This window comes from Sphingomonas sp. DG1-23, from assembly GCF_030730875.1.
Classification (GTDB): Bacteria; Pseudomonadota; Alphaproteobacteria; order Sphingomonadales; family Sphingomonadaceae; genus Sphingomonas.
The window spans coordinates 23,504-42,859 of the sequence record NZ_JAVAMA010000015.1 but is presented as its reverse complement, the minus strand read 5'-3'; the positions used below and the strand labels follow the sequence as shown (position 1 = coordinate 42,859).

General features: G+C 66.5%; 23 protein-coding genes. 19 read left to right on the top strand and 4 right to left on the bottom strand.

Features of this window, described 5'->3' with window-relative positions; translation table 11 throughout:
- Positions 1-197: 197 nt before the first annotated feature.
- Both Q9Q95_RS20010 and Q9Q95_RS20005 read left to right on the top strand, forming a co-directional pair.
- Positions 198-2,078, top strand: coding sequence for a methyl-accepting chemotaxis protein (locus Q9Q95_RS20010; protein WP_306098927.1), 1,881 nt, complete (start codon positions 198-200; stop codon positions 2,076-2,078).
- Positions 2,079-2,312: 234 nt separating this feature from the next.
- Complete coding sequence (locus tag Q9Q95_RS20005; protein ID WP_306098926.1) at positions 2,313-3,704, top strand: methyl-accepting chemotaxis protein; 1,392 nt, start codon at positions 2,313-2,315, stop codon at positions 3,702-3,704.
- Positions 3,705-3,941: 237 nt separating this feature from the next.
- On the opposite strand, the gene flaF is transcribed toward Q9Q95_RS20005, so the two are convergent.
- The gene (gene flaF, locus Q9Q95_RS20000; protein ID WP_306098925.1) at positions 3,942-4,301 is read right to left on the bottom strand and encodes a flagellar biosynthesis regulator FlaF; all 360 of its coding nucleotides are present in this window, start codon (positions 4,299-4,301) and stop codon (positions 3,942-3,944) included.
- 115 nt (positions 4,302-4,416) lie between these two features.
- Here flaF and Q9Q95_RS19995 point away from each other — a divergent pair, with 115 nt between their 5' ends.
- The 15 genes from Q9Q95_RS19995 to Q9Q95_RS19925 all read left to right on the top strand — a co-directional run bounded on the left by Q9Q95_RS19995 (position 4,417) and on the right by Q9Q95_RS19925 (position 16,832).
- Complete coding sequence (locus Q9Q95_RS19995) at positions 4,417-6,831, top strand: HAD family hydrolase (protein WP_306098924.1); 2,415 nt, start codon at positions 4,417-4,419, stop codon at positions 6,829-6,831.
- An 83-nt stretch (positions 6,832-6,914) separates the two neighbouring features.
- Positions 6,915-7,799, top strand: coding sequence for a flagellar motor stator protein MotA (motA, locus tag Q9Q95_RS19990; protein WP_306098923.1), 885 nt, complete (start codon positions 6,915-6,917; stop codon positions 7,797-7,799).
- Positions 7,774-8,091, top strand: a complete 318-nt coding sequence (locus Q9Q95_RS19985; protein WP_306098922.1) for an STAS domain-containing protein — start codon at positions 7,774-7,776, stop codon at positions 8,089-8,091. The genes motA and Q9Q95_RS19985 overlap by 26 nt, the downstream gene beginning before the upstream one ends.
- A complete protein-coding gene (locus Q9Q95_RS19980; protein WP_306098921.1) occupies positions 8,088-8,453 on the top strand; it encodes a response regulator in 366 nt (121 codons plus the stop codon). The genes Q9Q95_RS19985 and Q9Q95_RS19980 overlap by 4 nt, the downstream gene beginning before the upstream one ends.
- Complete coding sequence (locus tag Q9Q95_RS19975) at positions 8,450-10,660, top strand: chemotaxis protein CheA (protein ID WP_306098920.1); 2,211 nt, start codon at positions 8,450-8,452, stop codon at positions 10,658-10,660. The genes Q9Q95_RS19980 and Q9Q95_RS19975 overlap by 4 nt, the downstream gene beginning before the upstream one ends.
- The gene (locus Q9Q95_RS19970; RefSeq protein ID WP_306098919.1) at positions 10,657-11,151 is read left to right on the top strand and encodes a chemotaxis protein CheW; all 495 of its coding nucleotides are present in this window, start codon (positions 10,657-10,659) and stop codon (positions 11,149-11,151) included. The genes Q9Q95_RS19975 and Q9Q95_RS19970 overlap by 4 nt, the downstream gene beginning before the upstream one ends.
- Complete coding sequence (locus Q9Q95_RS19965; protein ID WP_306098918.1) at positions 11,148-12,026, top strand: protein-glutamate O-methyltransferase CheR; 879 nt, start codon at positions 11,148-11,150, stop codon at positions 12,024-12,026. Before Q9Q95_RS19970 ends, Q9Q95_RS19965 begins: the two co-directional genes overlap by 4 nt.
- Positions 12,023-13,057: a chemotaxis response regulator protein-glutamate methylesterase gene (locus Q9Q95_RS19960; RefSeq protein WP_306098917.1), complete on the top strand. Its 1,035-nt coding sequence runs from the start codon at positions 12,023-12,025 to the stop codon at positions 13,055-13,057. Before Q9Q95_RS19965 ends, Q9Q95_RS19960 begins: the two co-directional genes overlap by 4 nt.
- On the top strand, positions 13,057-13,446 hold the full coding sequence (locus tag Q9Q95_RS19955) for a response regulator (RefSeq protein WP_306098916.1): 390 nt from the start codon (positions 13,057-13,059) through the stop codon (positions 13,444-13,446). Before Q9Q95_RS19960 ends, Q9Q95_RS19955 begins: the two co-directional genes overlap by 1 nt.
- Before the next feature lies 1 nt (position 13,447).
- A complete protein-coding gene (locus Q9Q95_RS19950; RefSeq protein ID WP_306098915.1) occupies positions 13,448-13,972 on the top strand; it encodes a chemotaxis protein CheD in 525 nt (174 codons plus the stop codon).
- A complete protein-coding gene (locus Q9Q95_RS19945; protein WP_306098914.1) occupies positions 13,972-14,331 on the top strand; it encodes a hypothetical protein in 360 nt (119 codons plus the stop codon). The genes Q9Q95_RS19950 and Q9Q95_RS19945 overlap by 1 nt, the downstream gene beginning before the upstream one ends.
- A complete protein-coding gene (locus Q9Q95_RS19940) occupies positions 14,321-15,163 on the top strand; it encodes a flagellar motor protein MotB (RefSeq protein ID WP_306098913.1) in 843 nt (280 codons plus the stop codon). Before Q9Q95_RS19945 ends, Q9Q95_RS19940 begins: the two co-directional genes overlap by 11 nt.
- Before the next feature lie 11 nt (positions 15,164-15,174).
- Positions 15,175-15,618, top strand: a complete 444-nt coding sequence (locus Q9Q95_RS19935) for a hypothetical protein (RefSeq protein ID WP_306098912.1) — start codon at positions 15,175-15,177, stop codon at positions 15,616-15,618.
- A 91-nt stretch (positions 15,619-15,709) separates the two neighbouring features.
- Positions 15,710-16,330 carry a PilZ domain-containing protein gene (locus tag Q9Q95_RS19930; RefSeq protein ID WP_306098911.1) on the top strand — a complete coding sequence of 207 codons (621 nt, stop codon included), beginning with the start codon at positions 15,710-15,712 and terminating at the stop codon, positions 16,328-16,330.
- Positions 16,331-16,385: 55 nt separating this feature from the next.
- The gene (locus tag Q9Q95_RS19925) at positions 16,386-16,832 is read left to right on the top strand and encodes an endonuclease domain-containing protein (protein ID WP_306098910.1); all 447 of its coding nucleotides are present in this window, start codon (positions 16,386-16,388) and stop codon (positions 16,830-16,832) included.
- Between the two features lie 72 nt (positions 16,833-16,904).
- Here Q9Q95_RS19925 and fliP read toward each other — a convergent pair whose 3' ends face one another.
- From fliP to Q9Q95_RS19910, 3 genes are read right to left on the bottom strand one after another with little or no spacing between them, the layout of a single operon-like run.
- A complete protein-coding gene (gene fliP / locus Q9Q95_RS19920; protein WP_306098909.1) occupies positions 16,905-17,648 on the bottom strand; it encodes a flagellar type III secretion system pore protein FliP in 744 nt (247 codons plus the stop codon).
- The gene (locus tag Q9Q95_RS19915) at positions 17,641-18,210 is read right to left on the bottom strand and encodes a flagellar biosynthetic protein FliO (protein WP_306098908.1); all 570 of its coding nucleotides are present in this window, start codon (positions 18,208-18,210) and stop codon (positions 17,641-17,643) included. The genes fliP and Q9Q95_RS19915 overlap by 8 nt, the downstream gene beginning before the upstream one ends.
- Positions 18,210-18,446: a FliM/FliN family flagellar motor switch protein gene (locus Q9Q95_RS19910; RefSeq protein WP_306098907.1), complete on the bottom strand. Its 237-nt coding sequence runs from the start codon at positions 18,444-18,446 to the stop codon at positions 18,210-18,212. Before Q9Q95_RS19910 ends, Q9Q95_RS19915 begins: the two co-directional genes overlap by 1 nt.
- A gap of 172 nt (positions 18,447-18,618) precedes the next feature.
- Between Q9Q95_RS19910 and flgC the strand changes: the two genes are divergently transcribed.
- Both flgC and Q9Q95_RS19900 read left to right on the top strand, forming a co-directional pair.
- Positions 18,619-19,026, top strand: coding sequence for a flagellar basal body rod protein FlgC (gene flgC, locus Q9Q95_RS19905; protein ID WP_306098906.1), 408 nt, complete (start codon positions 18,619-18,621; stop codon positions 19,024-19,026).
- 12 nt (positions 19,027-19,038) lie between these two features.
- Positions 19,039-19,353, top strand: a complete 315-nt coding sequence (locus tag Q9Q95_RS19900) for a flagellar hook-basal body complex protein FliE (RefSeq protein WP_306098905.1) — start codon at positions 19,039-19,041, stop codon at positions 19,351-19,353.
- Positions 19,354-19,356 lie beyond the last annotated feature (3 nt).

The following is a 19,356-nucleotide window of genomic DNA, read 5'->3' as shown; positions in this document are numbered from 1 at the left end:
AAATCCGCACCGGGATCACGGCGAGGAACGCGGGACCTGGATCATGACAACGCCAGACAAGCACCGTCACTAAGGGGAAATCCATAGGGCAGGAATAGCCGCCGCACCGGCCGATCCTGCGGCGGCCTTGCTATAAGATATTGAATTCATGTCGCGCCCGCGAACGCCGGCGCATGTCTGGCAGAAAAGGGTATCTCATGGCGGACCTCCTCGCCCGCATCAAAATTCCAGTGAAGATCATGGGCCTGTTGCTGATGCTCGGGCTGATCACGCTCAGCATCTCGTTCTACGGATCGCGCGCGCTCGTGAACGCCGACGCGGCCTATGAGCAATTGGTCGACAAGAAGATGCCGATCGCCACCAAGCTCGCGCGGGTAAACCGCCTCGGCACCCAGATGCTGTATGCGAGCTATCGCGTGATGGCCTATCCCGGCGGATCGTCCGCCGGGCGCGCCTCTGCGGAGCTGGAGCGAACTTCTTATGGCAGCGCCGTCAAGCTGTTCGACGAGATCAAGCAGATGGACCCGGAGATGGCTTCCGAGATCGACGGCTATCGCGCCAAGCTCGACGAACTCCACAAAGGGGCCGAGACCGCGGTCGGTCACGGCATGCGCGACGAGAATGAAGCCGCACGCGTCATCCTCGCCGATCTCGACGCGAAGCTCGACACGCTCTCGCAGGAACTCACCAAGGCGAACAACGAGGACATCGCCGACGCGCAAACCCTGTCGAACGAGTTGACCGCGACCGCCAACAGCACCTCGACCACCATGCTGATCATCAGCGCGATCGCGATCGCGCTCGCGCTCGGCATCGGCCTGATCGTGTCGCGCCTCGGCATCACCAACCCGATCGCCGGCCTCCAGATGCGGATGAAGACCCTCGCCGAGGGCAACAACGCCGCCGAGGTCCCCGGCACGACCCGCGGCGACGAGATCGGCGCGATGGCCAAGGCAGTCCTCGTGTTCCGCGAAGCCGCGGTCGACAAGGAAAAGGCCGACGCGGCCAAGAAGATCGCCGATGCCGAGCAGCAGCGCGTGGTCTCGACGCTCGAAGCCAATCTGGCCAAGCTGGCGCAGGGCGACCTGACCAGCGAGATCAACGAAGCCTTCTCGCCGGCCTATGAATCGGTGAAGGTCAACTTCAACGCCGCCGTCACCGAGCTGCGCAGCCTGATCGGCACCGTGATGGAGAGCGCCGCGACGATCCGCACCGGTTCAGGCGAGATCGCCCAGGCGTCGGAAGATCTCGCGCGCCGCACCGAAGCCAATGCCGCGAGCCTCGAAGAGACTTCGGCCGCAGTCACCCAGATGGACGGCCGCCTAAAGGCGACCGCGGAATCGGCCGGCCGCACCGTTCAGCGCGCCGATGGTGCGATCGCCACGGTCTCGGGCGGACGTGCGATCGCCGACGAAGCCGTACAGGCGATGGGCCGCGTCGCCGATGGCGCCAAGGGCATCGACAGCGTCATCGAAGGCCTCGACAAGATCGCCTTCCAGACCCGGGTTCTCGCGATGAACGCCGCGGTCGAGGCCGGTCGTGCCGGCGAGGCAGGCCGCGGCTTCGCGGTCGTCGCCGACCTCGTCTCGGCGCTCGCGATGCGCTCCGAGGAGGAAGCCGCCCGCGCCCGCGACCAGCTGACCGCCACCCAGACCGACATCGTCGCGGCAGTCGAGATGGTCAGCAAGGTCGACGACGCGCTCGCCAACATCTCCGGCGACGTCGGCGAGGTCCATGCGCTGCTCGGCCAGATGGCGACCGACAACCACGCCCAGTCGACTGCGATCACCCAGATCTCGGTTGCGATCGGCACGATGGACCAGTCGACCCAGCAGAATGCCGCGATGGTCGAGCAGACCTCGGCAGCTGCGCGCAATCTGAGCGGCGAAGTCGCCGCGCTCAGCGAGCAGGCGTCGAAGTTCAACGTCGGCGGCACCAGCCGCCCGATGACGGCGCGGGTCAGCCCGGCGGCCAAGCCCGCCAGGGCCGCGGCGAAGTCGGGCGGCTATGTCTCCCCGGTCCAGGCTCTGCCGGTCACGGCGATGGCGGGCGGCGGCGACGACTGGGCTTCGTTCTAAAAGCATTGCATGCCGAATGAAAGGGCGCCGCGGCACTGCCACGGCGCCCTTTTTCATACCGTTCGCGCCGGTCATGCGCGACGCGCATCGGTATTTTTACGTAATAAATATTCTCCCGCGCGCGAATGTTTCCGGCCTGTGTCCTATAACAATAGTTAGGACATCCGCGCCGCCCGCCGGCGCGACGGCATTTCGGGTCGCAACGTCGAAGATGCCGGCAAAAGGAGACATTCGATGCACTGGTTTCAGGCGGTAGCGCCCATTCGCCAAAAGCTTCTCGTCGCGTCCAACACGCTGCTCGCGGTGATGACGCTGTCGACGCTCGTCGCGTTGCTCGCGCCGACTTTTGTCGCACTTCCGATCGTGGGGATCCTGATCGGCGGCGCCGCGATCCAGTGCACCCGCTATCGCAAGGCGATCGCCGATCCCTATGTGTCGACCGTCGTGCGCATGGAGGCGCTCGCCGCCGGCGATCTCGCCTCCCCCATCCAGTTCACCGACTATCAGGACTGCGTCGGCCGCATGACCAAGGCGATGCTGACGTTCCGCGACGCCGCGATCGCGCAGCAGCGCCTCGCCGAGGAGCAGGACGAGGCAGTCCAGCGGCTCGGCAGCCAGCTCGAGCGGCTGCGCCAGGGCGATCTCACCGCCGAGATCGGCGAAGGTTTCCCCAGCAGCTATGCCTTGCTCCGCACGAATTACAATGCGGCGCTCGCGTCGCTGCGCGGGTTGATCGGTTCGGTGACCGAAAGCGCCTCGACGATTCACACCGGCTCGGGCGAGATCGCCCAGGCTTCCGAGGACCTCGCGCGCCGCACCGAAGCCAATGCCGCGAGCCTCCAGCAGACCGCCGCCGCGGTGACCCAGATGGACCAGCGTCTCAAGGCGACCGCCGAGGCCGCCAACCGCACCGTCGGCCGCGCCGACGGCGCCATCGCCACGGTATCGGGCGGCCGCGCCATCGCCGACGAAGCCGTGCAGGCGATGACCCGGGTCGCCGACTCGGCCAAGGGGATCGACAGCGTGATCGAAGGCCTCGACAAGATCGCCTTCCAGACCCGGGTTCTCGCGATGAACGCGGCAGTCGAAGCCGGTCGTGCCGGCGAGGCGGGCCGCGGATTCGCGGTCGTCGCCGACCTCGTCTCGGCGCTGGCGATGCGTGCCGAGGAAGAAGCCGGCCGCGCCCGCGATCAGCTGACCGCCACCCAGACCGACATCGTCGCGGCGGTGGAGATGGTCCAGAAGGTCGACGGCGCGCTCGCCGACATTTCGGGCGACGTCGGCGAAGTCCATTCGCTGCTGGGCGAGATCGCCACCGACAATCAGGCCCAGTCGACGGCGATCACCCAGATCAGCGTCGCGATCGGCACGATGGATCAGGCGACCCAGCAGAATGCCGCGATGGTCGAGCAGACTTCGGCCGCCGCGCGCAACCTCAGCGGCGAAGTCGCCGCGCTGGGCGAACAGGCGGCCAGGTTCGAGATCGGCGCCGGGACGAGCCCTGCCGCGATCCGCCTGACCGCACCCGCGAAACCGGCCAGGGCCGCAGCCTACCGCTCGCCCGTCAAGGCATTGCCGGTAACCGCGATGGCCAGCCAGGGCAGCGACGACTGGGCGTCGTTCTAGAAATCTCTCCAAGGGTCAGCAAAGGGCGTCGCGGCCATGCCGCGGCGCCTTTTCTTTGATCCTCCCTCGCGAAGCGGGAGAAGTGGCGCCGAAGGCGACGGAGGAGCCTCACCGCACGCAACGCGCCTCGCGGAGACACCCTCCACCGCCCCCCTGCTCGCAGCCGAGACCGACAAACGAAAAGGGCGCCGCGGTCGAACCGCGGCGCCCTTTTCTGCCTCGGGAAAGCGCTGCTGCTCAGGCCGCGAGACGCTGGCCGCGCAGACCCTCCATGATCGTGCGGTTGAGCGAGATCAGCTCGCCGATCGGCTCGCGCCCGGCGACGACGTCGCTGGTGAAGCGCTCGACCCACAGTCCGAGCGAGATGATCTGCGCGCGCAGCTCGTTGGGCAGGCCGTTGCCGGTCGCGCCGCAATCGGTGGCGAAGGCCGACCACATCTCGCGGTTGCGGTGAAGCGGCTGCATCAGCATCGCTCCCTTGAGGCCGGCAGCCTCGGCGTCCATCATCTCGCCGGTGATCTGGCTCATCAACCGGAATTCGGCGGCGCGCGGCGTTTCTGCCCGGCTCCGGGCATTCTGGTAGGCAGTGAGAGTCATGCGGGCTCCTTTGCAGTCCTCTCATTCTAGGAAGATTTCGCCGAGCTGGTCTTCGCTCTTCCTATAAGAATCATGCGTCCACCGATGCGGGGCGCATTTTTCCAGGGAAACTGCATTGGCCGACTTCATTCTTCCGCATGCCCTGCCGAGCGCGCTCGATGGGTTCGATGGCATCAAGATGCTCTCGCTCGACTGCTTCGACACGCTCTTGTGGCGCGATACCCATGCGCCCAAGGATCTGTTCGGCGCGCTCCCCGAGACCACGGTGACGCAGCGCCAATGGGCCGAGGAACGCGCCCGGATGGGCGCAGACCTGCGCGAGAAGCGCGGCGAGGTCACCATCGAGGAAATCTATGGCGAGCTGCTGCCCAATGGCTGCACCGACACGCGCGCCGGCAGCATCCAGAACGAGCTCGATGCCGAGGCGGCGCATTGCTTCGCCTTCCGGCCCACCGTCGAGCTGATGCGCGTCGCCAAGAGCCGCGGGCTCCAGATCATCATCGTCAGCGACACCTATCTCAACCCCGATCAGCTGCGCGGCCTGATCGCCGCCGCGGCGGGCAAGCATGTCGCCGACATGATCGATCGCGTCTTCTGCTCGGCCACCTACGGCAAGGCGAAGAGCCAGGGACTGTACGAGCACGTCCTCAAGGCCTTGTCGGTCAAGCCGCAGGAAATCCTTCACATCGGCGACAACAAGAACGCCGATGTCGGCGGCGTCGCGCCTTTCGGCGTGCACACGCTGCACCTCAGGCAGTTCGCCGAGAGCACCGAGCAGCGCCTGCGCCTCGAGGCCGCGGTCGGCACGATGCTACACCCCATCGCGAATGAAATCGCCCATACCCACCAGCCGCACCGCGCGGTGCTCGCGCTCGAGGAGCCGGCGATCACCGACCCTGCCGAAGCGTTCGGCCTGGCGACGCTCGGGCCGGTGTTGCACGGCTTCGACCGCTGGCTGGCCGACGAGGCCGAAGCGCTCGCCGCCCGCCATGGCGGCAAGGTCCACCACATCTTCCTGATGCGCGACGGCTATCTGCCGCAAATGGTGTTCCAGACGAGCAGCGGCCAGGCGGGCCATGCGCTGGAGATCAGCCGTTTCACTGCCGCGGCGGCGTCGTTCCTCGATGCAGCGGCGGTGCGGCGCTATCTCGAGGCCGAGGTGGAGACCGATCCCGCGGTGGTCGCCAAACAGTTGCTGCTGCCGGGCCAGGAGATCAAGGCGATCATGGCCAAGCTGCCGCGCACCGATGTCGCGAGCCGCGCCGCCGCCTTCGCCCGTGCGATCTGCACGCCGTCGCGTCTGCGCCAGATCGTCAAGGCGTCGACCGCGTTCGCCGAGCGGCTGGTGGCGCATGTCCGCCGCACGGTCGATCCGGCGCCGGGCGACACGCTGATGCTGGTCGATCTCGGCTATAACGGCTCGGTCCAGAACGAAGTCGAGGCATTGCTCGTCCGCAGCTTCGGCGTGCACGTCGCGGGGCGCTATCTGCTGCTTCGCGAACAGTTCCGCGCAGGCTTCGACAAGAAGGGCTTTATCGGCCACGATCACTACGACGCCTACACGCTCGAAGCCCTGTGCTCGAACGTCTCGGTGCTCGAACAGCTGTGCACCGCGGCGCAGGGTTCGGTGGTCGATTATGCCGCCGACGGCACGGCGATCCGCAAGGGCAACAGCATCAAATCGCGCCAGTCGGCGATCCGCGAGCGCATCCAGGCGGGCGCGATCCGCTTCGTTCGCGCGCAGGCCGACGTCACCATCCGCAGCGCATCGGCGAACCACGCCGCGATGTGGCGCCGCGGCGCCGCCGCAGTGCTCGGACGACTGATGTACATGCCGCTCGCGGAGGAGCTCGCAGTGCTCGGCCAGTTCGAGCACGACGTGAACCTCGGCGTCGACAACACCGTCGCATTGTTCGACAGCGAAGTCGCGCGCAAGGGCCTGCGCCAGCGCGGCCTGTTCTACATGAACGGCGCCGACCGCATGTATCTGCCCGCCGAGCTGCAGGGCGAGGGTCTCGCGCTCAAGCTCAGCCTGCTCGCGCACAAGCGTTTCGGGCTGGGGCTCAAATATGCCGACTTCATCGACCAGACGATCTCGCTGCCGCTGATCGTGGCGGACGGTCGCGAAGTCTCGACCGGCAACGTCACCGCGACCCCGACTCATGACGGCTATTACATGGCGCCGATCCCGGTCGGCGATTGCCGCTTCTCGGTCGGCATCCAGTTCGGCCAGTTGTTCGACTACGTCCAGGTCGACAGCGTGTCGTTCATGCCGGTCGATCGCTTCCTGACCGACAAGATGATCTCGGACACCGGCGAGATCGAGGCGCTGCCTTCGCTCGAAGGCATGGAGCAGGCCGCCCCGCACCTCTTCAAGTGCGCGGACGAGTTCGCGTTCATGATGGTGCCGCCGCCGCCGCGTCAGGGCGATCGGCAAATGGTGCTCGCGGTGGTGTTCCGCCCGATCGCCAAACGCGAGGCCGCAGCCGTGTTCACGAGCCCCGCGCGGCAGGATCATCAGGCCGCCTGAACAATTCGGGCCGCGGGGCACCGCGGCCCACCAAATCCTTCCTATAATTCTGGAAACACCAGAGAAAGAAAAGCGGCACAGCCATGCTGAACGGCGTCGGTTTCCTCATCATCCTCGGATGCGTCTTCGGCAGCTTCGTAATGGCTGGCGGGAAGATGGACATCATCCTCCACGCGTTGCCGCACGAAATGATGGCGATCGCGGGTGCGGCGGTCGGCGCCTTCATCGTCTCCAATTCGATGGCGACGGTGAAGAAAGCCGGCGGCGGCATCATGCGCGCCTTCAAGGGCGGCAAATGGAAGGCGCAGGACTATAAGGACCTGCTGACCCTGATGTTCGGCGTCCTCTCGACCTTCAAGAAGGGCGGCGCCACTTCGCTCGAACCGCATCTCGACACGCCGGCGGAGAGCTCGCTCTTCACGCCGTATCCGCGGCTGCTCAAGGATCATCATCTGATCGAGTTCATCTGTGACTATCTGCGGATGATGACGGTCAATTTCGAGGATCCGCATCAGCTCGAGGCGGCGATGGACGCCGATATCGAGAAGCATCACCACGAAGAGGCCGGTCCGCAGCATGCGCTGCAGATCATGGCCGACGGCCTGCCCGCGATCGGCATCGTCGCCGCGGTGCTCGGCGTCATCAAGACGATGGGCTCGATCGATCAGCCGACCGAGATCCTCGGCGCGATGATCGGCGGCGCGCTGGTCGGCACCTTCCTCGGCGTGCTCCTCTCTTATTGCGTGGTGGGCCCGCTCGCCGCGAAGCTGATGGAGACGATCGAGTCCGACTCGAAGCCCTTCTTCATCGCGAAGACCGCGATCGTCGCCTACGCCCAGAACCAGCCGGTTCAGGTCGCGATCGAGATCGCCCGCCGCATGACGCCGTCGGCCTATGCGCCGACCTTCCAGCAACTCGAAACTGCACTCGACGAGGCGAAAAATGGACTCAACCCTGCAACTGCCTGAGGCGGATGACCGCTCGCTGCGCCTGCCGGCGCACGGCACCACCGTCACCGCGGAAGACCTGCGCGTCCGCTTCGTCCTCGCCGCCGACCTCGACGATACGATCGAAGTCGACGCGTCGCAGGTCGAGAGCGTCGGCCAGGCCGTGCTGCAGCTCCTCGTCGCCGCGCGCAACGAGGCTGCGGCCAACGGCCAGGGCTTCCGCATCGCCAATCCCAGCCAAGCCTTTGTCAATCGCGTGAACAGCTGCCGTCTGGCAGCCGCGATCGGCCTCGAAACCGGAGACGTTCTGTGAGCAAGTTGATCCTTACCGTCGATGACTCGGCGAGCATGCGCATGCTGCTCAAGACGTCGCTGACCGCGCAGGGCTATCGCATCGAGAGCGCCAATGACGGCCAGCACGGTCTCGAGCGGATGCACGAGGTCCAGCCCGATCTGCTGATCACCGACATCAACATGCCCAAGATGGACGGCTTCGAGCTGATCGAGGCGGTCCGCGCCGATGGCCAGTTCCGCGGCACGCCGATCCTCGTGCTGTCGACCGAATTCTCGGACGAGAAGAAGCAGCGGGCACGTTCGGCGGGCGCCACCGGCTGGATCACCAAGCCGTTCGAGGCCACCAAGCTGGGGGCGGCGATCCGCCGCGTGTGCCCGTGAGCGACGAACTCGACGAAATCCAGGCAATCTTCTTCGAAGAATGCACTGAGGGTCTCACCACCGCCGAGCAGGGCCTGTCGGCCATGCAGGCCGGCGACGTCTCCGCCGAGACGATCGCCGGCGTGTTCCGCGCGGTCCACTCGATCAAGGGCGGCGCCGGTGCGTTCGGCCATGCCGATCTGACCGCGTTCGCGCACAAGTTCGAGAACGTGCTCGACGAAGTGCGCGCCGGCAAGATCGCGCCGACTCCCGGCGTCGTGAAGGTGATGCTGAGCTCGTTCGACGTGCTCTCCGACCATGTCGAGACCGCCAAGGGCCTCGCGCCGCGTCCGAACGACGCCGCCGCGCTCGCCGCGCTCGAAAAGGTGCTCGCCGACAAGGGCGCGGAAGAAGGCGGTGCTGCCGCCCCGGCCGCGCCTGCGCCTGCGCCCGCCCCCGTCGCAGCAGCGCCTGCCGCACCGGCCGAGGACGAGTTCGGCTTCACGCCCGTGGCCTTCGCGCTCGACGATTTCGACGCGCCTGCAGAGCCGGTGGCATCGAGCGCGAGCTGGACGATCCGGTTCCGGCCGTCGCGCGCCGCGCTTGCCAATGCCAGCGAGCCGATGCTCCTCATCCGCGAGCTCGAGACGCTCGGCGCGACGATCGAATCGGTCGACGTGTCCGATGTGCCGCCGCTGCGCGATCTCGATCCCGAGGACGCCTATTTCACCTGGGTGCTCAGCATGCCGGGCGAGGTTCCGCAGAACGACATCAACGACTGTTTCGACTTCGTCGCGCCGGATTCGCTGATCGAGATCACCCGCAACGAAGTCGAGGCCCCTGCCCCGGCGTTCATCCCCGTCCCCGTCATCGAGGCCGCTCCGGCGCCCGAGGGCACGGTCGAGGATCTGATCCCGTTCGTGCCGGTCACTGCCTCGATCGAGGACCTCACCGCGCAGGTCCAGCAGGTGGTGGCGGATCTCGCCGCCACGCCGATGACGCCGACTCCCGCCCCGGCCCCAACCGAAGCGGCTGCCCCCAAGCCGGCCAGCGAGGCTTCGCAGACGATCCGCGTCGACCTGTCGAAGCTCGATCTGCTGCTCAACCTCGTCGGCGAGCTGGTGATCCGCAACTCGATCCTCGCCGACCGGTTGTCGCCTGCCGACCGCCAGCGCGTCGAGCTTCCGGAACTCGCGCGTCTGACGCGCCAGATCCAGGACAATGTCATGTCGCTGCGCGCGCAGCCGATCAAACAGGCCTTCAGCCGCGTGCCGCGCATGCTGCGCGACCTCTCGGTCGAGACCGGCAAGCAGATCGAGCTCGAGACCGTCGGCGAGACGACCGAAGTCGACAAGGGCGTGATCGAAAAGATCGGCGATCCGTTGACCCACATGATCCGCAACGCCGCGGACCATGGTCTCGAAAGCACCGAGGAGCGTCTCGCCGCGGGCAAGTCGCCGGTCGGCACGATCAAGCTCTCGGCCGAGCAGAAGGGCGCGCGCATCTTCGTCCGCGTCCAGGACAATGGCCGCGGCATCAATCGCGAGCGGGTCAAGGCCAAGGCGATCGAGAAGGGCATCATCTCGCCCGACGCGGTTCTGTCGAACGAAGAGATCGATCAGCTGATCTGCGCCCCGGGCTTCTCGACCGCCGAGACGATCTCGAACATCTCGGGTCGCGGCGTCGGCATGGACGTGGTCCGCTCGAACGTCGAGGCGCTCGGCGGCCGCGTCGAGATCCACTCGGTTCCCGGCGAAGGCACGACCTTCACCATGATCCTGCCGCTGACGCTCGCGATCCTCGACGGCATGATCGTCCGGCTCGCCAGCCAGCGCTTCGTCCTCCCGCTCGCGCATGTGCTCGAGACCGTCCAGCCCGAGCCGGGCCAGGTCAAGCGCACCTCGCCGGACAGCGAAGTGATCGACATGCGCGGCGAATATGTTCCCGTGAAGCGCACCACCGAGATCTTCGGGCTCAACGACGATCGCCAGGTCGAGGACTCGCTGGTCGTGATCGTCGAGAGCGAGCACGGCAAGGTCGGTCTCGTCGTCGATACGATCGATGACCGCCGCGAAGTGGTGATCAAGAGCCTCGACCAGAATCTCCACCCGATCCGCGGGCTCGGCGGCGCCACCATCCTCGGTGACGGCTCGATCGCGCTCATCCTCGACATCGAGGCGCTCGTCGCCTCGGCCAACCGCTACACCCCCAAAGGACTGGCCGCATGACCACCAAGACTGAAACCGCGAGCGACTGCAAGATCGTCACCTTCACGCTCGGCAAGCAGACCTTCGGGATCGACATGGGTGCGCTCATCGAGATCCGCGAATGGGACGAGCCCACCCCGCTGCCCAACGTTCCGACCTTCATCAAGGGCGTGAGCAACCTGCGCGGCAACGTCATCCCGGTCGTCGGCCTCGCCGAGCGGCTGGGCTGGGAGCCGAGCGCGATCCATGCGCGCTCGTGCATCCTCGTCGTCAGCATCGCGGGCAAGCAGGCGGGCTTCCTCGTCGACGAAGTCAATGACATCGTCGGGATCAGCCGCAGCGAGATCCAGCCGGCCCCCGAGGTCGAGACGATCGAATCGAGCGTGATCGACGGTCTGGTGCGCATCACCACGCGCGCCAAGGACGGCACTCGCGACGAGAACGGCACCATGGTGCTGCTGCTCGATCTCGAGGCGCTGAGCCTGACCAAGCATCTGGATATGGCAGCGTGAGCCCCGCCGGGGGCGCCGCGGCGCTCGCCGGCGGCAACGCGATGGCTGCGGCGAATGCGGAGCTCATGCCCCGCGATTTCGCTGCGATCGCCGCGATCATGCACAGCGACGCCCGGATCGAGCTGAGCGAAGCCAAGACCACGCTGGTCCAGTCGCGTCTCGCGCGGCGGCTGCGTGAGCATGGCCTCAGCCGGTTCTCGGAATATGTCGCAATGGTTCAGTCGGACGCGCAGGAACGGCATGCGATGGTGGTGGCGCTGACCACCAACCACACGCACTTCTTTCGCGAGCCGCATCATTTCGATCATTTTCGCGAGCATGTCCTGCCGCTGCTCAAGCGCAAGCAGGGCCCGGTGCGGATCTGGTCGGCGGGCTGCTCGTCGGGCGAAGAGGTCTACACGATCGCGATGTGCCTGCTCGGACCGGACCGTACGTCCGCGACCTGGCTGCGCAACGCCGACGTCCGCCTGCTCGCCACCGACATCGCGCCGCACGTCGTCGAATCGGTCCAGCGCGGCTTCTATGCGGACAATGTCGCGTCGGGCGTGCCCGAGCCCTATCGCAGCGCCTGGATGCGGCCGGCGCCCGGCGGCTTCGTGATGGCCGACGAGGCACGCCAGCTGGTCACCGCGCGGGTTCTGAACCTGTTCGAGAAATGGCCGCTAAAAGCGCAATATGACGTGATCTTCTGCCGCAACGTGATGATCTATTTCGGCGATCCCGCCAAGGAGGAGCTGGAAGAGCGTTTCGTCAACCAGCTCGCGCATGGCGGCCATCTCTATATCGGCCATTCGGAGCGCCTGATCGGACCGGCGGCGAACCGGATGAAGTCGTGCGGCCATACGATTTACGCGAAGCCGGAGACCCGGGGATGAGACCGGTACGCACCCTTATCGTCGACGACAGCGCATCGATGCGGGCGACGCTGAAGCGCATGCTTTCGGCCGATCCCGAGATCGAGGTCGTCGGCATGGCGCCCGAGCCCTTTTCGGCGCGCGACATGATCAAGACGCTCAACCCCGACGTGCTGACGCTCGACGTCGAGATGCCGGGGATGGACGGACTGTCCTTCCTCGAGCGCATCATGCGCCTCCGGCCGATGCCGGTGGTGATGTGCTCGACGCTGACCGCGCGCGGCGCCGAAGTCACGATCGAGGCGCTGCGCCTCGGCGCGGTCGACTATGTCACCAAGCCGAGCGGCACGCCCGAGGATATCGAGCGCGACGCGACCCTGCTCTGCGAGAAGGTCAAGACCGCGGCGCGCTCGGTTGCCCGCGCCGGGCCGGCCCGCTTGCCCCAGCAGCCCAGCGTCGCCGGCGGCGGCACCGGCAAGCTGATCGCGATCGGGTCGTCGACCGGCGGCGTCGAGGCATTGTTCTCGCTGCTGCCGGCGCTGCCCGCGGATTGCCCGCCGGTGCTGATCGTCCAGCACATGCCGGCCAGCTTCACCCGCAGTTTCGCGCAGCGTCTCGACGCCGAATGTCGGGTTCGCGTGGTGGAAGCTACGGAAGGTGCGACGGTCCAGCCAGGAACCGTCTATATTGCACCTGGGGGCGAGACGCACATGGAGCTCTCCGGCGGCGTCGCCGGGCGCATCAAGCTGCGTCCCGGGGATCTCGTCACCGGTCATCGGCCCTCGGTCGATATACTGTTCCGCTCGGTGGTGCCGCTTGGCGCCGCGGCGGTGGGCGCGATCCTGACCGGTATGGGTCAGGACGGGGCCGAAGGTTTGCTGGCGATGCGTCGGGCGGGTGCCCGCACGCTGAGCCAAAGCCGCGACACTTGCGTCGTGTGGGGCATGCCCCGCGCGGCGGTGGAGATCGGCGCGGTCGAGAAGGAAGTTGGTTTGTCTGCCATGCCTGAGGCGATCCTCAAGGCATGCCGCGAAAAGGTTGGGAGCGTCTGATGCCTGCTGCTGCAGCAATCAAGGTTATGGTCGTGGACGACCAGACCAGTATGCGTGCGATGATCCGTCGTGCGCTGCAGGATCTGGGCTTCAAGGACGTGCGCGACAAAGCGAGCGCCCCCGAGGCGCTGTCGGCGATCAAGACCGATCGCGTTCATCTGGTGATCTCGGACTTCAACATGCCCGAGATGGATGGCCTCCAGTTCCTCGAGGCCGTGCGCACCGATCCGGTGATCGGCAAGACCGTGTTCATCATGCTCACGGGTTCGGCCGACAAGGAGATCGTCCAGAAGGCCGCGGCGCTCGGCGTCAACAACTATGTCGTCAAGCCCTTCGCGCCCGCGGCGCTGAAGGAAAAGATCGAGCGCGTGTTCGGCGAGCTGACCTAGGATGCGCCGGGTCTCGATCGTTCAGGGCGAGAATGCGATCGTGGTGGAGCCGGGCGTCGTCGTGTCGACGCTGCTCGGCAGCTGCGTCGCCGCATGTCTCTACGACCCCGTCGCCAAGGTGGGTGGGATGAACCACTTCCTGCTCGGCGAACCGGGCGCGGACCACCGCGTCTCGGCGGGCGACATGCAGCGCTACGGCGTCCATGCCATGGAGCTTCTGATCAACGGGATGATGGCACGCGGCGCGATGCGCCACCGGCTGCGCGCGCATGTCTATGGCGGCGGCAACATCGTTTCGGGCCTTGGCGGCATCGGGACCGCGAACGCGGCGTTCGCGCATCGCTTCATGGCCGACGAAGGCATCGAGATCGCCCATAGCGATGTCGGCGGCACTTCGGCGCGCAAGGTCGAGTTCCTGCCGCACGAGGGCAAGAGCCGCTGCACCAAGGTGGCGGACCATGTTCCCGATCGCCCGCCCGTCCCCGTTGCCCTGCCGCCCGTCGGCGGAGACCTGGAGCTGTTCTGATGTCGTGCCTGCCCGTTCCCGCCCAGCCCGTCCAGGTCGAGCCGCTTCCCGGCTTCGATCCCTATTCGGGTGCGCTCCACAGCGTGATGGCGAGCGAGCTGCGCGAGATGCGCGACATGCTCGAAAGGCTGGCCGAGGTGCTCGTCGCCGACGAGCAGTTCGTCCATGCCCATGTCGAGCAGCTGCAGTCGTTCGACTATCTGATCCAGCACACCGACGAATGCGCCAACCTGCTCGAGCGGATCGCCGCCGGCGAGGATTCGCTGAGCGCGGTCAGTCACGTCCGCCTCGCCGAGGTGCAGGAGCGGCTGCGCGACGCGCTCTCGGGCAAATGGATCGGCTTCACCGATGCGGAATGATCGCCCGATCATCATCAAGAAGGTCAAGAAGGTCGCCGCCGGTCACCACGGCGGCGCGTGGAAAGTCGCCTATGCCGACTTCGTGACCGCGATGATGGCGTTCTTCATGCTGCTGTGGCTGATCTCGAACCCCGACAAGGAGCGGCTGAAGGGCCTCGCCCAATATTTCACGCCCTCGGTCGGCGAGACCGCCCCGGTGACTCCGTTGCAAGGCGCCTCCGAAGGTGCCGGCGGCCGCTCGCGCAAGAACTCGACCGACAATAGCCGGGCCCAAGGCACCCCCACCAGCGAGGCGGCGGTCGCCGGCGCGGCGCGCGGCGGCACCGCGAATGTGCCCGACGCATCGATGCGCGTCCTCGCGTCCGAGCTGCAGATCGCGCTCGATTCCTCCTCGCAGGATTCGGGCAAGAAGAACGTCCAGATCGATCCGAGCCGCGACGGACTGCGCATCACGCTGATGGACACCGACGGGCAGTCGATGTTCCGCGCCAATACCGCCCAGCTCAATCCCTATGCCCGCGCGATGCTCGCCAAGGTCGCGGCCAAGCTCGGCACCTCGGGGACGCAGATCGCCATCGAAGGCCATACCGACGGTGCCGGCGGCGTGCAGAGCGACGCCAATTGGCGCCTTTCGGGCGAGCGCGCACTCGCCGCGCGGCAGGCGCTGATCGCTTCGGGCATGACCCCGGATCGCTTCGCCGAAGTCGTTGCGATGGGCGCGACCAGGCCGGTCTATCCCGACCAGCCCGATCGCGCCGAGAACCGCCGGATCACCGTGGTGCTCAAGGCCGAAGCCTCGGCTCTGCCCAGCGACTCAAGCTTCAAGTTCTGAAGGCGGGAACCATGAAGAAGATCCTGTTCCTGCTCGTCACGCTCCTCGCCGGCCTCGGCCTCGGCGGCGGCGCTGCCTATGCGACGGTGATGCTGCTCGGCCCGAAGCCGGCCGGCGCGGCCGCGGCTTCGCATACGGAAGTCGAGCCGAGCTTCGTCGATGCCGGCAAGATCCTCGCGCCTCTGGTCTTCGCCGACGGCCGCCTGTCGGGCTATGTCCAGTTCCAGGTCCAGCTCGAGGTCCCCGCCGACAAGGCCGAGTTCGTCGCCGCACGGATGCCGCTACTGCTCCACGCGATCAACATGCGCACCTATCGCACGCCGATGGCGGCGGGCCCCGACGGGCTGATTCCCGATCTCGAGACCTTCCGCAAGGTCGTCATGACCGCCGCGCCCGAAGCGTTCGGCGCCGGCGTGCTGCGGAAGGTCGCGGTCACCCAGGCGAACCCGGCATGACCCGGAGCGTAACTTTACGGACACCACGCGCCGTCCCTTCCTGTGCCTATACTGAATGGCGAGGGGATTGCACCGACCAGGAGGGACAGCCGTGCACCTGACCCAGATCCAGCCCGAAGCGGAGCCGGCGCTCGATCGCGCCCCGCGCACCGTCACCACCCTCCTGGTCGGCAAGCTGATGAGCCGCGGCGCCGCCGAGCATCTCTGCCGCATCCGCAACATCTCGATGACCGGGATGATGCTCGAGACGCATCACACGCTCGGCTACGGCACCTGGGTATCGGTCGAGCTGCGCAACGGCGACCGCTTGCAGGGCAGCGTCGCGTGGAGCAGCGAAGGCCGCGCCGGCGTCGAGTTCGCCCAACCGATCGACGTCGATCACATCCTCGCCCAGGCCAAGGCCAGCCTCGAACGCTTTTGCGGCCCCGCCCCGCGCGCGCCGCGCTTCGACGTGGAGTGCGCCGCGCGGATCAGCTGTTTCGGCCGCTATATCGACGTGACGCTCGAGAACATCTCGCAGAGCGGCGCGCGCATCTGCCTGCCGCGGCCGCCGCGCGAAGACACCGAGATCATCCTCACCGTCCCCGGCCTGCCCTCGCGCCGCTGCACCACGCGCTGGGCGACCGAGGACAAAGCCGGCCTGATCTTCCTCGAGCCGATCGCCTACAACGATCTCGGCCCCTGGCTCGAGCACTGCAACCTCGACAGTTGAGAAGGCCTCAATCCTCCCGTGGTTCCCTCCCTGCAAGGGAGGGGCTAGGGGTGGGTTGGCGAGCGAAGCGAAGCCATTCTACGCTCGCCGCACGCTGCGCCGAGTCGATCCGAGTCTTACCGCTCGCGCACGCGAACTGCGCAACAACCCGACACCGGCGGAATTGGCGATCTGGCAACGTATCTCACGCTACCGCCCGCCTTTCACGCGGCAGCACGTCGAAGCACCGTTCATCATCGATCTCGTGTGCAGAAAGGCAAAGCTCGCGGTTGAATTCGACGGCAGTCAACATGTCGAGGCGGCAGAGGCCGATGCGCGGCGGACGGCGTATCTTCAGACCCAGGGATGGCGTGTCATTCGCCTGTGGAATTCAGAGGTCCTCGCGAACCCTGACGGCGCTATCCGGCACATTCTGTTGACCGCCGCCGAGTGCCTCGGCGGCACCCACCCCCATCCCCTCCCTTCCAGGGAGGGGCGTGCAAGACGGCCACGCTATCGCTGAACGGCTATCGACAACGAAAAAAGGCCCCGGCTTTCACCGGGGCCCTCTCGCACCTCCAAACCGCCATCCTCGCTACGTCGCGAAACTCTTCACCAGCGATCCCGCCACCAGCGCCCAGCCGTCGACCAGCACGAAGAAGATGATCTTCATCGGCAGGGATATCGTCGGTGGCGGCAGCATCATCATGCCCATCGCCATCAGCACTGCCGACACCGCAAGGTCGATCACGAGGAACGGCAGCAGCAGCAGAAAGCCGATCTCGAACGCGCGGCGCAGCTCGGAGATCATGAACGCCGGCGCCAGCGTGGTCAGCGGCGTCTCCGCGCGGGTCGCGATCGGCTTGTTGGCGAGATCGGCGAACAGCTTGAGGTCGCTGTCGCGCACCTGGCTGAGCATGAACACGCGGAACGGCGCGACGGTCTTCTCGAACGCGACCTGCTCGGTGATCTTGCCCTTGGTATAGGGGTCGACGCCTTCGTTCCACGCCTTCTCGAAGGTCGGCGCCATCACGAAGAACGACAGGAACATCGCGAGGCTGATGATCACCGGATTGGGCGGCACGCCGGGCGCGCCGATGCCGGTGCGCAGCAGCGACAAGGCCACCACCATGCGGGTGAAGCTGGTCACCGTCATCAGCAGCCCGGGGGCGAGGCTGAGCACGGTCAGCATCAGCACCATCTGGATCGCCTTGGCCGAAAGCTGGCCATTGCCGCCCGTGGCGCCGAGGTTGATGGTGGTGCCGCCGGCCGCCTGCGCATGCGCCGCCACCGGCAGCAGCACCAGCGCGGCGACGGCCGCGATCAGGAGTTTACGCATTGAGCGCCTCGCGCACCGCGGCGCGGTTCCAGCGCTTGGTATCGCGCGGACGGCGGGTGCGCTTGCGGGCGGCCTGGGGAAGATCGATCAGCGTCGCGCCGGCAGGCACCATGTCGGTCGGTTCGTCATCGCCATCGTTGTCGTCGCTCTCGTCGTCATTGGCGCCGCGCACTGCGGCGATCTTGTTGCGCGAGAGGTCGACGAGCTTGCCGAAATTGTTGGTGAAGGCAGCGAGATCGGCCTGGAAATTGGCGGCAGGCGCGGGCTCGGCGGGCGTCGATGCGGCGACCGGCTCGGGTGCGGTGATGCCGGTCTCGAGCGTCATATGACCCTCGGGCCCGATCAGGATGAGATGCTCGCAACCGTCGCGGCGGATCAATGCGATCGAGCGCTTGGCGTCGACCGAGAGGCGCTCGACCAGTTCGACGCGCTTGCGCCCGCCGCCGGAGACGCGGCCGGGAAGCTTGATGTCGTAGCGACGCACCAACCACAGCGCGCCGGCGAGCATGCCCAGCACCAGACCCAACGCCCCGAAGGTGCGCATCATCGAGAGAATGTCCATCAGTTGCGCGACTTCTTCACGAGCTCGGAGACTTCGAGCGACATCTTCTCGCCGTCGACGAGGATGCGGCCGCGCGCGACCAGTTCGCCATTCACATAGACCAGGCTTGGATCGTCCTGGCCGCAATCGAGCGGGATCATCGCCCCGCGGCTCATCTTGAGCATCTGCCGGATCGGAACCTCGGCCGAGCCGAGGACGATCGACATGTCGATCATGATTTCGTCGAGTACGGACATTCGATGCGCCTTCGCTATTCTGCTTTTCTTATAGGAAGGCTTTGACCGGCTCCGGCGCTCGACCCGGCAAATTTTGCCTAGGTACGTTTTTTCCCTGTGTCGGACCCACCCCCGGCAAGAATTGCCTATTATGGAGGAAACGGCCGTCCGGCCTGTTGGGGAGCTCGACCAAATGGACTTGAAGGCATCGCTCGGCGTCTCGGCTTCGGGGCTTCGCGCCCAGTCGCTTCGGATGCGCGTGATCGCGGAGAATCTGGCCAATCAGGACTCGGTCGCGCAGACTCCGGGCGGCGATCCCTATCGCCGCCGCATCGCTAGCTTCAAGGCGCAGGTCGATCGCGCCACCGGCGCCACCGAGGTCAAGGTCCAGTCGATCGAGAACGACAAGTCGGACTTCACCCGCATCTATCAGCCGGGTCATCCGGCGGCGGACGGCGAAGGCTATGTGCTCAAGCCCAACGTCAACGGCCTCGTCGAGAGCGCCGACATGAAGGCAGCGCAGCGCAGCTACGAAGCCAATCTCAATGCCATCGAGGCCGCCAAGAGCCTGACGATGCGCACCATCGATCTTCTCAAGTAAGGGAAAAATCTCATGTCCATCGGAGCACTTGATGCGACCTCTGCCTATGGCAAGGTCGCAGGGATCGGCAGCGCCCTCGGCAAGCCCTCGGTCGGCAAGACCGACGATGCCGGCGGCTTCGGCTCGATGGTCGAGGACCTCGTCACCGGAACCGCGAGCCAGATGCGCGCCGCCGAGCATGCTTCGGCGATGCAGGTTGCCGGCAAGGGCGATCTGATCGACGTCGTCACTGCGATCGGCGCCGCCGAGACCGCGCTCGACACGATGGTCGCCGTCCGCGACCGCGTCGTCAGCGCCTATACCGACATCATGCGGATGCAGATCTGACCG